The following is a 17,375-nucleotide window of genomic DNA, read 5'->3' as shown; positions in this document are numbered from 1 at the left end:
TTCTCATTTATGGAAGAATATAAATTATCAGATATTGCAGAGGTACAGACTGGTCCTTTTGGCAGTCAATTACATAATGAAGACTATGTTTCGACTGGAACTCCTATAGTAACAGTTGAGCACTTAGGGAATAGGCGATTTTCAAAACAAAATCTGCCATTGGTCTCTGATGATGATAAAAAGAGGCTTTCTAAATATTTGCTACAAGAGGGGGATATAGTATTTAGTCGCGTTGGCTCTGTAGATAGATGCTCATATGTAACTTCGGCTGAAAATGATTGGCTTTTTTCTGGTAGATGCTTGCGCGTTAGATGTGGCAATAATTGCCATCCATTATTTTTATATTACTATTTCTGCAAAGAGTCTGTTAAGCAATATATTAAGAGTATAGCAGTTGGTGCAACAATGCCTTCTATTAACACAAAGCTAATGGCTGAAATACCTATTTTATTGCCAAAACTTGAAGAGCAGAGATGTATTGCTGATATTCTTTCCTCCTTCGATGATAAAATTGAACTGAACCGCCGTATAAATGATAATTTAATTCCAATCTATTATGCCTAATACGTTCCATTTTACAGAAGATTCATATGAGCAATCAATAATCTCATTGTTCAAGGGAATGGGCTATGAATATCATTATGGTCCGGAACTTGAAGCCGAAACAGGTCGGGAACTTACTGATGCAACCATACCGGGAGTATTGCGTAAGGCAATGTTGGTCATCAATGGAACAGACAAAGCCGCAGCCGTAGATGAAGCCATCCGTCAAATACGCGAACAATTCAGTTTACCTTTGGTTGGTGCGAATATTACTCTTACCGATTGGATACAAAACGGTTTGGATGTGACTTTTAAGACTGCTCAAGGCACATTACGCAGCGACCATATCAAGATAATCGAAACGAACCCTGACCATATAGACAATAACTCTTTTGTTGTAGCTAATCAATGGACTGTAGTAAATGGCAAATCTACCAAACGTGCTGACATCGTGGTATTCATCAACGGTTTGCCTATCTCCGTCTTTGAATTGAAGTCTCCTTCTCGTGAAGTTACTAATTCGGAGGAAGCCCACCAACAGTTGCAAAACTATATGCGTATTGTTCCACAGCTCTTTACTGTTTGTCAAATGCTCGTAATAAGTGATATGGCAGACACTCGGGTGGGTACGATTACTGCACCACTCGACCGATATATGGAGTGGAAAACCACAGACGGAAGTTATGAAAGCACGGCATTTGCCGATTTTGAAACTTTCTTCAATGGTATCTTTGTCAAACATCGTTTCATTGATATTATTGCTGATTTTACTCTCACGATGGGAGTGGATAAAAAAGCCCGTATTCTTGCAGGCTATCATCAATATTTTGCTGTAAAGAAAGCTCTCGAATGTACCAAGCAAGCCCTGCAACGTAAAGACGGAAAAATCGGTGTATTTTGGCATACACAGGGCTCAGGTAAAAGTCTTTCGATGGTGTTCTATGCCCACCAGCTTTTAAAGAATCTGTTGAGTGCAACCCTGCTTGTACTAACTGACCGTCTTGACTTGAATGATCAACTGCACAGTACCTTTGCAGCTTGCAGCGATTATTTACGTCAAAAGCCTGTCAAGGCTACCGATGGAGAACATTTATATGAATTGCTTGAAAAGCGTAAAAGTCACGGTATTATCTTTGCCAATATCCAGAAATTCAAAGACCGTGAAAAATTAATCACCAACCGTTCTGATGTGATTGTGATTAGTGATGAAGCCCACCGTACACAATCAAACACCAAAACAAAAATAGATACTGAAACAGGAGAGTTGAAACTCGGTTTTGCAGCTATTGTGCGTAAACTTTTGCCTCATGCCGCATTTATCGGCTTTACGGGTACTCCCATCGAACAAGACGATAACGATACAAGGGAGGTTTTCGGCAACTATATCGACATTTACGATATGACCCAAGCTGTGGAAGATGGGGCAACTGTTCCTGTCTATTATGAAAGCCGCCTGCTGAAATTGGATTTGGATGATGACACACTCAGATTGCTTGACAGCGAGTATGACAAACTTGCTGAAGAGGGGGCGGAGGAGCAGGACATTAAACGCTCCAAGGATGAAAATGCACGGCTTCATGCCCTGCTTTCAGCCCCGCAGACTATTGACACATTATGCAAGGACATCATAGACCATTACGAGAATAACCGTGCCGACCTGCTTACAGGAAAAGCCATGATTGTAGCGATTGACCGAGCCACCGGGATAGACATCTATAAAAAACTGATAGAACTTCGTCCACAGTGGAAAGAGATTATCGCTGTGGTTATGACGCAAGGAAACCAAGACCCCGTAGAATGGAACGATATTATCGGCTCGGGCGCAAGGAAGGAGGAGCTGGCTCGCCAGTTTAAGGATAACAACTCATCCCTGAAAATCGCTATTGTCGTGGATATGTGGCTCACGGGATTTGATGTGCCCTCGCTTGCAACAATGTATGTTTACAAGCCGATGAAAGGACATAATCTGATGCAGGCTATCGCTCGGGTAAACCGTGTATTTCCTGAAAAAAGCGGCGGTTTGGTGGTGGATTATATCGGTATTGCCAAAGCTCTGAAAAAAGCCATGCACGATTATACAGGACGCGACAAAAAACGCTTCGGAGACCCAAATATCAAGACAACCGCTTATCAGCAGTTTGTTTCAGCTTTAAAGCGATGTCGGGAATGTCTGAACGGCTATGATTATTCTGCTTTTTCTGATTGTTCAAATCTGCAACGAGCCAACCTCATTAGAGGTGGTGTAAATGTGTTACTTGATAAGAATAATCTTGTCCCATCAGAACCTGCTGCTCAAGATAAAGTTTCTTCTGAAGCTCAAAAAGTCTTTATGGAAGAAAGCAAGCGTTTGTCGCAAGCGGCTTCACTTTGTCGCAGTTTGCTGACTCCTGCTGAGCGTTTTGAAGAGGCATATTTTGAAGCTGTAAGGACATTACTGTCACGTCTTTCCGGGAATAAGCAGATTACTCGAAAAATCATAGATGAGCGTATTACGCAGTTGCTCAAAGTCGCAATCAAAGCAGATGGCGTGGTGGAAATACTCAATACCAAAGGCTCTGAATTTTCTCTTTTTGATGAGAATTTCCTGAAAGAAATTGCCGAGATGAAAGAGAAAAACTTTGCACTCGAACTGCTCAAACGCTTGCTTGAAGAGCATATAAAAAAGCACGCTAAAAAGAGAATGGTTGAAGCCGAGAAATTCAGCGAAATGCTCGATGCCCGTCTTGCCGAATATTTGCGTGGATTGATTTCCAACGAGGAAGTTATCAAGGAACTGCTTAAAATGGCACAAGAGTTGAAAGCTAATGCAGAACAAGCGTCTGAATTGGGGCTGACCGAAGAAGAACAAGCTTTTTATGATGCCTTGACAAAACCGCAAGCTGTACGGGATTTCTATGAAAACGACCAACTTGTTGCTATGGCAAAGGAATTGACTGAAGCCTTACGCAGTAGTAAAACCATTGATTGGCGACAGAAAGAATCAGCTCGTGCCAAGATGCGCTCTCTGGTAAAACGATTGCTCAAAAAGTACAAGTACCCGCCTGAAGAACAAGAAGCAGCCCTCGAAACCGTTATCCGTCAATGCGAACTTTATGCGGATTCAGATGACGAAAGTTAGCGTAAAATAGAACAAGATAGCCTAATGGAATCCTAAAACTCTATTAGGCTATTCTTATTGCAAAAAGTTATTATACAAATTAAGAGAATTATCTTCTCATAGAAAAACCTCTTTTCTGCTGTTGGTCATAATGTCCCTCTACCACATTATCTACTTCCCGTCTGGCTTTGATTTGCTCCCGATTGTCAAACCCGCCCTTTTGCTTGGCTGTGAAATACAGGAAATCACCTGCCGCCCGATGTGATTGCCTGTCCTCCCCAAACAGGTTAAGGGCACTTTTGATGTCCGACACCTGTTCCGTATCAAAACGGGGCTTGTAATAATCACGGGCAAAATGAACAATACAGTGAACAGCCTTGCGGAAGATGTCGTTTGTTTTTAGCAGCAGGAAACTGAGGCAGCCGATGATATGGCTTTGCCATGCAATCCGGTTTTTAAGCCTTGTGGTTTCCTGTGCATGTTCTGCTTCCTTGCGGCTCAACTCTGATTGATGCCTACTTTCCAGTTTCATCAGTTCCCGGTGGTGGTCACTCTGTATGGTCTGGATTTTATCCTGTAACCGCTCAATGGTTTCCTCGTGCGTGGAAATTTCGCTGCGCAAATCCTCTATTTCATTTTTCAGGGCTTTCGATTTCCCGGTAGCCCAGCCGACAGCGGCATTCAGAAGTTCGCTCCCTTTTTCCCTGTTCAGCTTGGAGCGTTTCTCGCTGATAGCCCTGTCAAGGTATTCACTCTGCCGTTCCTTTTCATTTGCCTTTTCGATAAGGGCGTTGGTTATGGTTTCCGTTTCCTGCATTTTCTTATTCGCTATTTCCAACTGATGCTCCCTGTACTGCCTTGTAGCGTCAAGACGCTTCATTTCCTCTTTCTGCTTCTCAATGATGAAATCGTTTCGCTCTAAATGTATCTTGCCTGTAACAGCCTTTGACTGCCCACGCTCCATCAGGAGAATGTCGGATGCCAGACTTTGCATTTCGGTCATATCCTCGTCATTGAGCTTGCGGCTCTTGCCTGTGTCATGGTTCATCCAGTCGAACACGATATGCGCATGGTAATTTGGCTTGAACCATTTTTCGCCCACCTTGAAACTTTCTTTGTCTTCTTGGGTGGGTTGTCCGCCCAGCCAATGCCCCTCGTCTTTGTGCAGGAAGATTTGGAGCGGTGTGATGCCCCAACGTCTTTGGCATTCCTCGCCAAACTTGTGCACGTCTGCCAGTGTCGTGTCCGGTCGGATGAGCAACACGCCCTCACGGATTGGCGAGCATCCCGCCACCTTGATTATCTTTCCGTTCTTTCTCTTGCGTTCACGCTCCTTTTCCTGCATGGCACGACCTGTCTTTTCCTTGACCATCTGCTTGATGTAGTCATAGTGCGCCTGCAGGTCGGGATTGCCGAAGCCGGGATTTATCCACTGCTCATTATTGGCAGTGAGTTCGGGCACGATGTAGATTTTGGACTTGCCGATATTGCGCATATACTCGGCAGTCCTTCGGTTATGAGCCTCGCTTGACGAGGTCTTGCAAGGCTTGATGTGTATGCTGCTTTTTGTAGCCATATTCTCAAAATTTGATTTGGGTTGTTGATTAAACTTATTGCTGTCCGCTCATAACCGCACGGGGTTCTTAGGGGTGCAACCCATAAGCGAAGATTGCAAAGAGAGGGTCACTCTTTGCTCTGGGTTCTCAGGGGTGAAACGCCCTGAGTGGGTTATTAGGGCAAAGCCTTAATCCCCTCGGGAGAGCCCACAACTACGAAAGCGGAGCGTGTAGTTATAGTGGGCTATATCAATGGCAAGCCATTGTCTTTTACCCACAGCCTACGGCTTCCATTCTTCTCCGTTATGGAGGGTTTTCGCCGCTGCTGCCGATTGGGGATGCACCGACCAGTACGAGGTCAAAATCATCTATCAGCTTTTGCAGGACGGGATTCTTTTCTATCATCCGGCAGAGGATTCTTTCCGCCTCCACCAAGTGGTCGGCTGTACAATTTATTTTGCTTTCCCGTATCTGGAAGACAATCCAGTCGGCTATGTCTATGTGTGCCGCTTTCTGTTCCGGGGTGGCATTCTTCTCAATGATGTCGGACACGACCGTCTTGCAAAAAGTCATGTTTTCGGCACGCTGTTTCCATTCCTCATATCCGTCCGCATCGGGAAAGAAGAGCACGGTGCGCCCGGTCAGCACACGGAGCTTTTCCTCTCCCAACTGGCTCTTGCCGCCTGTCGCCAGCCATACATAGCCGGGGAAGATGGCAGAGCCGATAACGGCACTCTTTTCAGATTCCACCAAGACCACGACCTTGTCAGGATAAGTGCCCAGCAGGTGTTCACCGAACAAGCATTGGGACAGTTGCCATTCCTCTGCCAGCTCATGCCGCCTTTTAAGCAGGCTGTGTATCCAGTCCACTGCCGATGCCTGTCCGTCCTTGACACGGTGTCCGTCATTGGGATTGTACTGCATCACCTTGCCCGTGCGTACCCTGCCTGTGCGGTCTATCTGCCAGAAGATGACAGCCCCGTCACGGGTAGCTCCCAAACGGTACTCTTCCAGCAACCTCTTCAACACTTCCTTTGCCTTGCTGCCGTAATAGGAACCAAGGAGCGATGAAATGAAGCGGAAAAAATTGCTATGCACGCTTTGCGACCTCTCCACATACTTTGGCGGTATGCAGCCTATGGTTGCTTGTGGTGGTATCTGCACAGACTTCCGTTCTGACCTCTGCCTGCCAAAAGATAAACCGTTGGCAGTACGGCATTCGGGGTGGTCATGGAAATACTCCTTTGGAGTGTAATGATACCCGCAGCTACTTTCATGGTTGCACCTGCCGACAGACGGGTGCAGGGGCGTACCGCTTTCATCCACATAGTATGTGAAAGAACGCTTGTCCCCGCAGCTGGGGCAGGTATGCCGTGTTGCCGTTCCTTTATATTTCTGTAATGTATAATTACCCATTGCTTGCCTCCTCTATTTTTCAATGAAATTATTACCGTCCTGTCCCATTGTCCCACGTCCTGTGGGTCGGGACAGTGGGACACCTTGGGACACTTTGGGAAATCAGATTCCCGCTTGTACTATTACCGTTCTGATAAACAAGGCGGTTATCCTTCATACAGATATGTACAGGTTGTTTCATGGCTTGTCCTCCTCTCTTTCCTGACCGATAAACAACTCCGTCTGCCTTGTTTCCTCCGTTGTCCCACCTGTCCCATATTGTCCCACCGTCCCGTTTCCTCCGGGTTGGGACAGCGGGACACTTGGAACAGTAGATTCCTCCACTTTCCTGTTGCGCTGGATTATCCGGCTGACAGTGGATTTTCCGCAATTTACCTGTGAGGCTATTTCCCTGACGGACTTTCCCGACCGGGACAATTGTAATATTTGGCAGTCCCTCTGGCTGGATTCATTGTCGCCAAGTTTTTTCAGGTGTTCTTTTTCCGTTGAATAGCCCCTGAACACAAATTGCAGGAAAGCGTCCACCTTCTCAATCTCATAGATGATTACATTGTCCGCATCGTGGGAGAATGTCCCATATCGGACTTTGAGCTGTTTTACATAGCGAAGCTCTCCATCCTGCGCACTCTTCCCGATGGCGAACACGCTGTCAAAGAAATTGTAGAGCCGTTTGCTGCCGGCAAGGTCGTTGGACGTGATGGGGCAGTCCAAAGAGCGTTTTGGCGTATGCGCCAGCACAAGGACGGACAACCCGTATTTCTTTTTGAGGTTGTTGAGCTGTATCATCAGCCGTCCTGCCGCATCGCCCTTCTCCATAGCGCAGCACAGATAGGTAAGATTGTCAACGATGAAAATCTTGCACCCGGTTTGCAGAGCCATCTGTTCGATACCTCCCATGATGGCTTCCTCGAAATCGGCTTCCAGCAACGAATTGCAGTCAAGCGAAACCCGGTACAGCCTTTCGGGAAAGGTGTAGGGCTTCCCATGCTCGTTGGTATAGCGGAGCTGGAACTGCTTTTCGGACAGTTCAAAATCCAGATACAGCACATTGTCCGTCCGGGCGATACGGTCGGCTATCTGCACAGCAAGGATGGACTTGCCCACATTGGAATCCGCAAAGAGGCAGGACAGTTCCCCCTCATACCAGAAACTGTCCCACAGCGCACGGGGCGTGGGCAACAGCGATGCTTCAAGTATCGTCCGGTTGGCGGTCTTGATACTCATTACACCGATGCTGTCCGGCATTCCGTGCTGCACTTGGGTCGCCCTCGTCAGGTCGCCATGTATCAGACTGATATAATTCTTGTCCTCTTCCATGACGTTTACCAATTACGTGGAGCGGGTTTGCGGCGGTGGGAGGAAGATAAGGATTCGCTCAGTTCCTCATCGGACAGGGGTACGGGATTCTTACGGGAGGATTCCAGCCATTTGTCCAGTTCGTCCCTGTAAAGGCAATATCGTTTGCCGGGTTTGGTGGCGGGAATGCTTCCCTCTGACAGCTTCATGTAGAGCGTGCCTTTGGGAATGCCCAGATATTCCGCCGCCTCTTCCACTGACATGGGGACATGGGTGTCCACCGCCTTTGCATTGTTCACACTGCGCTGCTCGGTAAGCAGGTTTCTCAGGCTCATCACCTCGTCCCGAAGCTGAGCCACGACCTCCGGGAGGTCGTTGAATGTAATCACTGTTTTTTCCATTTGCGTAGTCGCCTCTTTTGTAAGGCTTGGCGCAAAGGACTGGAATGATACAGCTGTGAATACTTCCACGAATGGTCATTGCAAAATAATTCCCGAATAATGATGCCCAACCGTGAATGACGGGCAAAATTATTCGGGAAGCGGTGTAGAACAGATAGTTATCTGTTGTTGAATACTTACGATTATTGGTTATGGAAAGGCTGGTTATACTATTTCCGTACATAATCTGCCGGATAATGGAAATCCAGTCTGCCGTTTTCCGGCTCGTCAATGGGAATCAGTGTCTTTAACGGCTCTACCTTGAAGTTCTTGATGGTCGCTATGTCCGTATCGGCAAACTCCCGTGGAAAAAGGGTGCTGATGAAGCGGGCACGGTTGTCCCCCGTGTAGTATTTCTTGTACATGAAACGCTCGGAGATATTCCACACGAAATGCCGGAGCGGAATGTTTGAAATGTCTTTGGTCAGCCGTCCTTTTATTGGCTTGGGCTTGTAACTGTGAAGCCGCATCCAGTTGTTGACCTCACCACAGATGTGGTTCACGGTCTCCTTGTCGGCAATTCGGGGCATAATGAAATGGATGTATTCCATGACCATAGCGATGCGCTCTTCATTTTCCCGCTGCTCCCTGTCCTCGTAGTCGGCACGGTTTTTCTCGTGAAGTTCCGGGGATATGGCAATCTCTGTCGGTCTTATATCCGGGGCTGCTTCCCCTCCTGTCGGCATTGATGCCGGGGGTACAGGCTTGTGTGCATCTTGGGGCTGGTCTTCCCGAACTTCTGCAATTTCGACAGGTGTCTTTTTCTTGCCGAACTTGATTCGGTAGATTTCGTATGTGTCGAAAATGACTGTCTGGAAAGAGAAATAGAGCAGCCAGCCAAGGAGGTTGCTGCATACAAAGACTATCAGACGCACAAAGTTGTCCTGATTGAATTTATCTGCGACAACCAGTGTCGCTATGGAAGATATTAGGAGGATGGCAAAGCCGACAAATCCCCAAATGATATGTTTGTCTTTTACGGACGGTTCCATGTTTCTTGTCTTATTCGGTTGTTACTTGTTGCTGTTTTCGCAAATTTAATAGTCTTCTTCCAATTATTGCTCATTATCCTTGGTTAGTGGTTTCTTTTTCAATGTTTTTCACCAAATGTCCGAAATCGTACCCGATTATCGTACTTTAAGGACTTTTTAAGGAATGGTGGGTAAAAAACATAGGGAGCGGTTAAAGCTCCACGCAATAACCGCTCCCTATGAATATCCCGGACTTTGAGGATGCCTTATGTCTCCTTGCGTTTCAGGGTTATCTTGTCCACGACCTCGCACATCTGCTGTGCCGCCATCTTGGAATAAATCTGTGTGGTGGTAATGTTCTTGTGTCCCATATAGGCTTGTATGACAGCCATGTCCGTACCCATTTCCACGTGCAGGCTTCCGAATGAATGCCGGGTGCAGTGAAAGGTTATCTTCTTGGTAATGCCTGCCGCCAAGAGCCAGCGTTTGAGCGGTCCTTGAAGCATCTTGTCCTTGAATCCGTCAAAGATAAGCCCCTCGCACCGTTCTCCGAGCAGCCCGTAGGCTTCATCACTGATGGGGTTGTGTACAATCTGCTTCGTCTTCTGCATACGGGTGGTCACAAACATCTTACCGTTGGTGTACGGCTGTATCTGCTGCCAAGTGAGCTGCCTGATGTCGCTCTTCCGCAGTCCGGTCAGGCAGGCGAAAAGAAAAGCCCTTTTCAAGACATCTTCCTCGCAAGGGGTTTCGGCAAGCCATATCAGTTCCTCTTGGCTCAGATGTTCCCTCATGGTGGGAATACACTCGATGCGGTCTAAGAATCCGTTTGGGTTCTCCTTTATCTTCCTGTCCCGGTAGGCGGTGTGAAGTACCGCACGGAAAGCCGACCAGTAGCCTGCCGCAGAATTGACATGCAGTTTTTGGTTGGTGTGTATGGATTGGGGTGCGTTAAGCAGGTATTCCATGAACTTGCGGCACAAGTCCACGTCCACCTCCTCAAAGGTACATTTGCCGTTCACGAACCGCTCGAAGTGCTTGTAAACGTGCTGCCACTTGATATTCTTCCTCTCTGCCAGCTCCTTGAAGTAGGCGAGGAAATCCCCTTTCATCCTGGCTTTGTCAAAGAAGCCGTTATTTTCGTTGAAGATGGCTTCGTAACGCCTGTTGCGAAGTATCTCCGCCTTTTTCATCATGCGTGCGTTGAAGTCACGCTCCTGCTGATTGGCGGGTTTGGCGAAAATGTAAATTCCCAGAGCTTCACGTGTAATCACTTTCATGGTGGTGTTGTCACGATAGCCGGGATAATAGTCCAGACACAGCGAATACTGTGTACCGTTCTTAATCTTGCGCTTGCGCAAGGTAACTGTCTTGCATTTGCTCATAATGATGTTGTTTTAACTGGTTGTACATTTTCGGAGGTGTCCCCGTGTTTACGGTGACAAAGGAACAACGTGAAACAACCGTGAATACCTCCACGGCAATCATTTTGAAATAATTTTCCGGAAATGTCGGTTGCTCACGGTTGTTTCTCCCTTTCAGCCATGACACGCTCCACATCGGAGCGCAAAAGCAGGTTTTTCACTCCGACCTTTATCTTTTCGATGCGCTTCACCTTGACGATATGGCTGATGTTGGCTGAGGAAAGCCCGTAAATCTGCCGGACTTGTTCCACGGTGTAGTAGCGTTCATCGTTTATGAGGTCTGTCCTGCGGAGTTCATCCAAATGGGATTTGGAGTAGTAGGTGCGCCCGTATTCTCTTTTGGTCGGTATCTTGTGGCGGTGGGCGTATGCCCGGAGTGCGGTCGGCTTCATGCCGAACAGTTCTTCCGCTTCTTCAATCAGGAGCCAGTCAGTGATATTGCTTGTATCTACAGCCACACCGAAAAACTCGTCAACATGCTTCTTGCTGTAATAGTTCTTCCCAGCGATGCGGCAGATGGGGATGCGGTTACGCTTGGCGGTGGTATAGAGCCACGACTGCTTGACCTTGAAGAGCGACATCACATTCTCACCTGAATAGAAGTCCATTACTTCATCTATATCCTTTTCCCTCTTTTCTCTTTTGGCAGGCAAAGAAGATGGAAGCGGCTTTTTCGGTGTGGAAGTGCAGCCGGGCAGGACACGATGGTAAGGGTTGCCCTCCAGCATCCGCTCGATGTCTGCCTTGCGGATGAATGCCATGCGGTTGCTGATGCGTGAGGCTTTCAGCTTGCCGAGGGCTACAAGTTTGTAAACATACTGCCGGGAACAGCCCATGAGCGTGGCTGCTTTGGAAAAGGTGAGATACTCCTGATGCTGTATCTCCATCAAGGGTTGGGCGACTTTGAAAAGATTGTTTTTCTGTTCCGTTCTGGCTCGTTTGGCTTCCGCCTGACAAGCCTCGCTGCAATATTTCTGTACCCCGCTCCGGGTTACAAATGACTTGCCGCAAAAACTGCATTTTCTGGTTGTTTTCATGCTGCTTTATCGTTTACTGGTTCATTCCTTTAATCGTGTATCCCTGAAATGGTGAATGGAAGTAAACGGAAGTCAACCGTTGTCGCCTTTCTGCACGATGTTACCATCGCTGCAAGAAGGAACGGTTGCTGTCGCTTGTCGTAAACGGTTGTAAACCCTTGTGAACTGTCTGCATGATGTGACAAAAAACAAGCTCCACAAATTCTCCACGTCAGAAATACGTCTCAAAAATATGTGGAAATTTGGGAAGCATCAAAAAGCAGCCGAAAAGTGTTAATTTTTAGAATATGCTGATAGATAAAGATTTACGCTTGAGTATTTCTGGTTGTTTTTGGTTGTTCTACGCTTCTAAATACATAAATGAACTGGGACTGGAATAATGCCATCTTCCTTTCCGGTAATCTAAATAATTAATAAACACTAATCACAGTGGAAATAATCAAAACTGCTATTGAGGGCGTTGTTATCATTGAACCCCGCCTTTTTAAAGATGACCGTGGTTACTTTTTCGAATCTTTCTCTCAACGTGAATTTACAGAAAAGGTTCGTAAGGTAGATTTTGTCCAGGATAATGAAAGTAAATCCAGCTATGGTGTTTTACGTGGTCTTCATTTTCAGAAGCCACCTTATGCCCAGAGTAAACTGGTACGTGTCATTAAAGGCTCTGTCCTTGATGTGGCTGTCGATATCCGTAAAGGCTCACCAACATTTGGAGAGCATGTATCGGTGGAATTGACTGAAGAAAACCACCGTCAGTTCTTTATTCCGCGTGGATTCGCCCATGGCTTTGTTGTCCTGACGGAAGAGGTTATCTTTCAATATAAATGTGACAACTTTTATGCTCCCCAATGTGAAGGTGCCCTGGCTTGGGATGATCCCGCGTTGAAAATTGACTGGAGGGTTCCTGCTGATAAAATAATCCTTTCCGGGAAAGACCAACATCACGAACGTCTGGAAGAAGCCGGCTGGTTATTTGATTATAACGAAAATCTGTATTAAGCTCAATGAATATTCTAGTGACAGGAGCTAACGGTCAGCTTGGCAATGAGATGCGCCGTGTGTCGTCAACCAGCTCCAACCAATATATTTTTACCGATGTGGCAGAGTTGGATATAACCAGTCGTGATTCTATCCGTAAAATGGTCAATGACAACCAAATTCATGTCATCGTTAATTGTGCTGCCTATACCAATGTAGACAAGGCGGAAGACGATTTTGCGACTGCTGATTTATTGAATAATAAGGCAGTGGAGAATCTGGCTGTTGTAGCAAAAGAAACTGATGCTACCTTAATACATGTCTCTACTGATTATGTTTTTCAGGGAGACAGAAATGTCCCTTGTCGGGAAGATTGGGAAACTAATCCTTTGGGTGTGTATGGTAAAACAAAGCTGGCCGGTGAGCATAGCATACAGGAAACCGGCTGTCATTATCTTATCTTTCGTACCGCCTGGCTTTATTCCCCTTATGGGAAGAATTTCGTAAAAACGATGCGACAACTCACATCTGATAAAGATACCCTGAAAGTGGTCTTTGATCAGGTTGGTACTCCCACTTATGCCGGAGACTTGGCCTCTGTTATCTATCAAGTGATTGAGGAGAATCAACTTTATAAAGAAGGTATCTACCATTTCAGTAATGAAGGCGTGTGTTCATGGTATGACTTTGCGAAGGAAATCTGTGACTTGAGTGGCAATGTGTGTGATATTCAACCTTGTCACAGCGATGAATTCCCCAGTAAGGTAAAGCGTCCTCATTTCTCTGTACTGGATAAAACAAAGGTGAAATCTACTTTTGGAATCACAGTTCCTTATTGGAAAGACTCTCTGCAGAAATGTATAAATGAATTGAAACAACAATCTGATTATTAGAATGAATATGAATATTACACGAAATATACTGATCACAGGTGGAGCAGGCTTCATCGGATCGCATGTAGTGCGTTTGTTTGTTAACGCATATCCTGAATATCACATTATTAACTTGGATAAACTGACTTATGCCGGTAATCTGGTTAACCTGAAAGATGTTGAGAATCAACCTAACTATACCTTTGTAAAGGCTGATATCTGTGACTTTGATAAAATGCTAGAAATCTTCAAGCAGTATCACATTGATGGAGTTATTCACCTGGCTGCTGAAAGTCATGTAGACCGTAGTATAAAAGATCCGTTTACATTTGCCCATACGAATGTAATGGGTACTCTCTCTTTACTTCAAGCTGCAAAGTTGACTTGGGAGGCACTTCCTGAATGTTATGAAGGTAAGCGTTTTTATCATATTTCTACAGATGAGGTTTATGGCGCTTTGGAATTCGATGGTACATTCTTTACGGAAGAAACTAAATACCAGCCCCATAGTCCTTATTCAGCGAGCAAGGCAGGTAGCGATCATTTTGTGAGGGCTTTCCATGATACTTATGGTATGCCTACCATTGTGACTAACTGTTCCAATAATTATGGTCCTTATCAATTTCCGGAGAAACTGATTCCATTGTTTATAAATAATATCCGTCAGGGCAAACCCTTGCCAGTGTATGGTAAGGGAGAAAATGTAAGAGATTGGTTATATGTTGTGGACCATGCTAGGGCGATAGATTTGATTTTCCATAACGGAAAAACAGCTGATACTTATAATATTGGTGGTTTTAATGAATGGACGAATATTGATCTGATAAAAGTTATTATAAAGACAGTTGATCGTTTGTTAGGTAATCCGGAGGGTACTTCAGATCATTTGATTACTTATGTAACAGACCGTAAAGGACATGATTTGCGTTATGCAATTGATTCAAATAAATTAAAAAATGAATTAGGTTGGGAACCAAGTTTACAGTTTGAGGAAGGTATAGAGAAAACTGTTAGATGGTATTTGGATAATCAAGAGTGGATGGATAATGTGACAAGTGGGGCATATCAAAAGTATTATGAAAGTATGTATAAGAATAGATAAGTACATTTAAATATTTTAGTATAAGAAATGCGGTTATAAAAAATGCATTTCTTATCATTTTTTGCGTATGATCAATAACCCCTTTTCTTGATGGGAACTTTACAGAAAAACTTTTTTATGCTTTTGGCGCACAAGGTTTGCATTTTGTGCAGAGCGTTTTGTGGTCAATGCTTATACCTAAGCTCCTAGGGGTAGAGGAATTTGGTTATTGGCAATTATTTATCTTTTATACACAATATGGCGGATTTCTTCATTTTGGATTAATCGATGGTATATATTTACGTGAAGGAGGAAAGGAATATCGTCAACTTGATTATTCCTCTTTAGGCTATCAACTACGAATGTTTTCTATTTGGCAGATTTTGATATTACTTGTTTTTGTTTATATTGGATTGATAAATGTAACTCCTGCTCGTACTTATACAATACTTGCTAGTTGTCTTTTTATATTTTTGAGTAATATCATGAGTTTTTTGATGTATGTATTGCAAGCAGTTAATGATATAAAATCTGTCGCATTAGGGAAGATTCTGATGACATTGTTTTTTGTTGCTTTTACTGTCTTTTTATTAGGATTTAGAATTACTCATTTTGAACCATATATAATTTGTTATATCATAAGTAACATTGCTTGCGAAATCTACTATATAGCGAAATCAAAAGAGATTGTCAAAGCTGTATTTGTATCATCGAAAGCATCCTATCGTGTTGAAATGATGCAGAATGTGAAAATGGGGATAGTGCTTTTATTAGCTAATATCTGTGGGATGTTAATATTGGGTTATGGCAGATTTCTGGTTGATCAAACATGGGGGATAAAATCTTTTGCTGTGGTTTCTTTTGCTTTTATGTTTGTAAACTTCTTTATGACTTTTTGTAATGCAGGCCAGTCTTGTGTTATTTCCGGAATTGAAACGCTGGGATGTGACAAAGGTGAATGCTTTTTATATTAAGATGCGAGGAGTGCTAGCATTATATCTTCCGATGGTTTTATTGTTATATATGCCTATTTACTATTTTGTGCAATTTTGGTTACCACAGTATTTAGAATCGGTCAAATATCTTTTGTATTTAATGCCACTTTGTATTTTTGATACCAAAATGAACCTTCTTTGTAATACGCTTTTCAAGGTTTTTAATCAAGTGCGTCAGTTGCTGTTGTGTAACCTTATTGCTCTCTTTTGTAGTGTATGTGCCATATCAATTTCTATATTTTATTTTAATAGTTTAAAGGCAGTCATTATATCTATGTTGTTGTCTATAGCTGTGCGGAGTGTAGTAGCAGAAGTTCTTCTTGCAAAATCAGTGGGTGTTAAGAACATAGGAAAAAATATAATTGGGGAATTAATATTAATATTCTTTTTTGTCATAATGAATAGTTATATGAATGTTATCACCTCCTTTGCTGTCTATCTTATAGTAATGATGTTCTATTTTATATATGAACATCGTATGCGACTAATGAAGAGTATAATAAAGGGGACTAGGTTATGAATATATATTTAGTTGTGAATTTCGTTTTATATCTAGGGCTTTTTATATATAATTGGTATAGTAAAGATTCTGGCAAATATTATGCTTTATTAGTATTAGGCATATTCTTGGTCTCTTCTTTTTGCAGTCTGTTTTATTATGATTCTATTCTTTACAAATCACTTACTGAATCTAATGGAAAGAGTGTTTCATTAATAGCATTATTGTATTTATTCTTTGGCTTTTTGATTCTGATATATCCATTACGGAAATATGGAAGCTATTAGGTATGTTAGAATTCCTCGGCTAGGTGGGCATGACTTGGTTTTCGTAAGCTTTGTCATATTGGGTATAATTTCAATTATTCCATTTTTTGAAAATTTAATGCAAGTCCTGAAATTATCAGGCCGTAGTATGGCGGAAATCTATTTTGATAGACAGGGAACAGTAATAGATACTCGCGCTCATATGTCTTCATTGGGGAAATTTCTTAATGGTATAACAACATGGTTTCAATATATATTACCGATAGGCGTATTTTATTTGATTCAGCAGAAAAAACGTTGGTATTGGGTTGTGCTAGCTGCTTTTGGCGCAGTTAATCCTGTATTACTTGATATGTTGTTTGGTGGACGTGGTGCTTTGTTTCAGTCATTTTGTGTGTTTTTTTTAATTATATGATTTTCTACAGAAGTTTTTCTAGGAAAGTAAAGCGAATAATATCTGTAATCGGCATTATAGTTTTGGGTATTTTTGCTTTAGTTCTTGTCGTTATGACTATAGCGCGGGCTGAAGGGGGAATGAAGTAGTCCTATCTGGTATTTATAGGTATTTAGGTGAGGGGGTTTGTGAACTTCTCAGAAGCAGGATGGTATGTGCGTAATCATAGTGACGGCTATAGTATATTTAATGGGACAAGGATATACTTTTGGAAAGATTTATCGCCATATTTTGATTCGCGTGATTATGTTTCACTTAGTAATATTATGCATATTCGGATGTACGTATATTATACTGTAATGGGGGACGCATTTCTCGATTTTGATATTCTAGGCGGATTATTCTTCTTATTTGTATTGGCTTTTTCTTTGTTTTCTTTACTAAAAAACAAGCGAATAGTTTTTCTTCTTTGATCTTGTTGAATTTATATGCAAAAATAGGATTTAATGG

The 17,375-nt window shown here is 43.6% G+C and carries 14 protein-coding genes; 7 read left to right on the top strand and 7 right to left on the bottom strand.

Annotated elements, in window-relative coordinates:
* Positions 1–9: 9 nt before the first annotated feature.
* The gene (locus tag NXX38_RS21100; RefSeq protein WP_122260084.1) at positions 10–564 is read left to right on the top strand and encodes a restriction endonuclease subunit S; all 555 of its coding nucleotides are present in this window, start codon (positions 10–12) and stop codon (positions 562–564) included.
* Positions 557–3,661, top strand: a complete 3,105-nt coding sequence (locus NXX38_RS21095; protein WP_120046683.1) for a type I restriction endonuclease subunit R — start codon at positions 557–559, stop codon at positions 3,659–3,661. The genes NXX38_RS21100 and NXX38_RS21095 overlap by 8 nt, the downstream gene beginning before the upstream one ends.
* Before the next feature lie 88 nt (positions 3,662–3,749).
* Here the strand turns inward: NXX38_RS21095 and NXX38_RS21090 are convergent, their stop codons facing one another.
* The 7 genes from NXX38_RS21090 to NXX38_RS21060 all read right to left on the bottom strand — a co-directional run bounded on the left by NXX38_RS21090 (position 3,750) and on the right by NXX38_RS21060 (position 11,780).
* The gene (locus NXX38_RS21090) at positions 3,750–5,216 is read right to left on the bottom strand and encodes a mobilization protein (protein WP_070751390.1); all 1,467 of its coding nucleotides are present in this window, start codon (positions 5,214–5,216) and stop codon (positions 3,750–3,752) included.
* A 283-nt stretch (positions 5,217–5,499) separates the two neighbouring features.
* A complete protein-coding gene (locus NXX38_RS21085) occupies positions 5,500–6,612 on the bottom strand; it encodes a DUF6371 domain-containing protein (RefSeq protein ID WP_120046684.1) in 1,113 nt (370 codons plus the stop codon).
* A gap of 177 nt (positions 6,613–6,789) precedes the next feature.
* The gene (locus NXX38_RS21080; RefSeq protein ID WP_120046688.1) at positions 6,790–7,929 is read right to left on the bottom strand and encodes an AAA family ATPase; all 1,140 of its coding nucleotides are present in this window, start codon (positions 7,927–7,929) and stop codon (positions 6,790–6,792) included.
* Between the two features lie 5 nt (positions 7,930–7,934).
* Positions 7,935–8,309: an excisionase family DNA-binding protein gene (locus NXX38_RS21075; RefSeq protein ID WP_070751385.1), complete on the bottom strand. Its 375-nt coding sequence runs from the start codon at positions 8,307–8,309 to the stop codon at positions 7,935–7,937.
* Between the two features lie 209 nt (positions 8,310–8,518).
* Positions 8,519–9,340 carry a transposase gene (locus NXX38_RS21070; RefSeq protein ID WP_070751383.1) on the bottom strand — a complete coding sequence of 274 codons (822 nt, stop codon included), beginning with the start codon at positions 9,338–9,340 and terminating at the stop codon, positions 8,519–8,521.
* Positions 9,341–9,585: 245 nt separating this feature from the next.
* Positions 9,586–10,704, bottom strand: coding sequence for a site-specific integrase (locus tag NXX38_RS21065; RefSeq protein ID WP_070751381.1), 1,119 nt, complete (start codon positions 10,702–10,704; stop codon positions 9,586–9,588).
* Positions 10,705–10,838: 134 nt separating this feature from the next.
* The gene (locus NXX38_RS21060; protein ID WP_258981020.1) at positions 10,839–11,780 is read right to left on the bottom strand and encodes a helix-turn-helix domain-containing protein; all 942 of its coding nucleotides are present in this window, start codon (positions 11,778–11,780) and stop codon (positions 10,839–10,841) included.
* A 429-nt stretch (positions 11,781–12,209) separates the two neighbouring features.
* Between NXX38_RS21060 and rfbC the strand changes: the two genes are divergently transcribed.
* From rfbC to NXX38_RS21035, 5 genes are all read left to right on the top strand, one after another.
* A complete protein-coding gene (rfbC, locus tag NXX38_RS21055) occupies positions 12,210–12,779 on the top strand; it encodes a dTDP-4-dehydrorhamnose 3,5-epimerase (protein WP_258981019.1) in 570 nt (189 codons plus the stop codon).
* Between the two features lie 5 nt (positions 12,780–12,784).
* On the top strand, positions 12,785–13,651 hold the full coding sequence (rfbD, locus tag NXX38_RS21050; RefSeq protein WP_258981018.1) for a dTDP-4-dehydrorhamnose reductase: 867 nt from the start codon (positions 12,785–12,787) through the stop codon (positions 13,649–13,651).
* 7 nt (positions 13,652–13,658) lie between these two features.
* The gene (gene rfbB / locus NXX38_RS21045; protein WP_258981017.1) at positions 13,659–14,732 is read left to right on the top strand and encodes a dTDP-glucose 4,6-dehydratase; all 1,074 of its coding nucleotides are present in this window, start codon (positions 13,659–13,661) and stop codon (positions 14,730–14,732) included.
* Positions 14,733–14,899: 167 nt separating this feature from the next.
* Positions 14,900–15,685 carry a hypothetical protein gene (locus NXX38_RS21040; protein ID WP_258981016.1) on the top strand — a complete coding sequence of 262 codons (786 nt, stop codon included), beginning with the start codon at positions 14,900–14,902 and terminating at the stop codon, positions 15,683–15,685.
* Positions 15,686–16,478: 793 nt separating this feature from the next.
* Positions 16,479–16,886 (top strand): hypothetical protein, encoded by a 408-nt coding sequence (locus tag NXX38_RS21035; RefSeq protein WP_258981015.1) that lies wholly within the window; start codon positions 16,479–16,481, stop codon positions 16,884–16,886.
* Positions 16,887–17,375: the final 489 nt, after the last annotated feature.

Origin of the sequence: Bacteroides sp. BFG-637 (assembly GCF_024793605.1) — a bacterium.
In the GTDB taxonomy this organism is placed as follows: Bacteria; Bacteroidota; Bacteroidia; order Bacteroidales; family Bacteroidaceae; genus Bacteroides; species Bacteroides vicugnae.
Note: the sequence above shows the minus strand (reverse complement) of the source record. Positions and strands in the feature narration are given on the sequence as shown.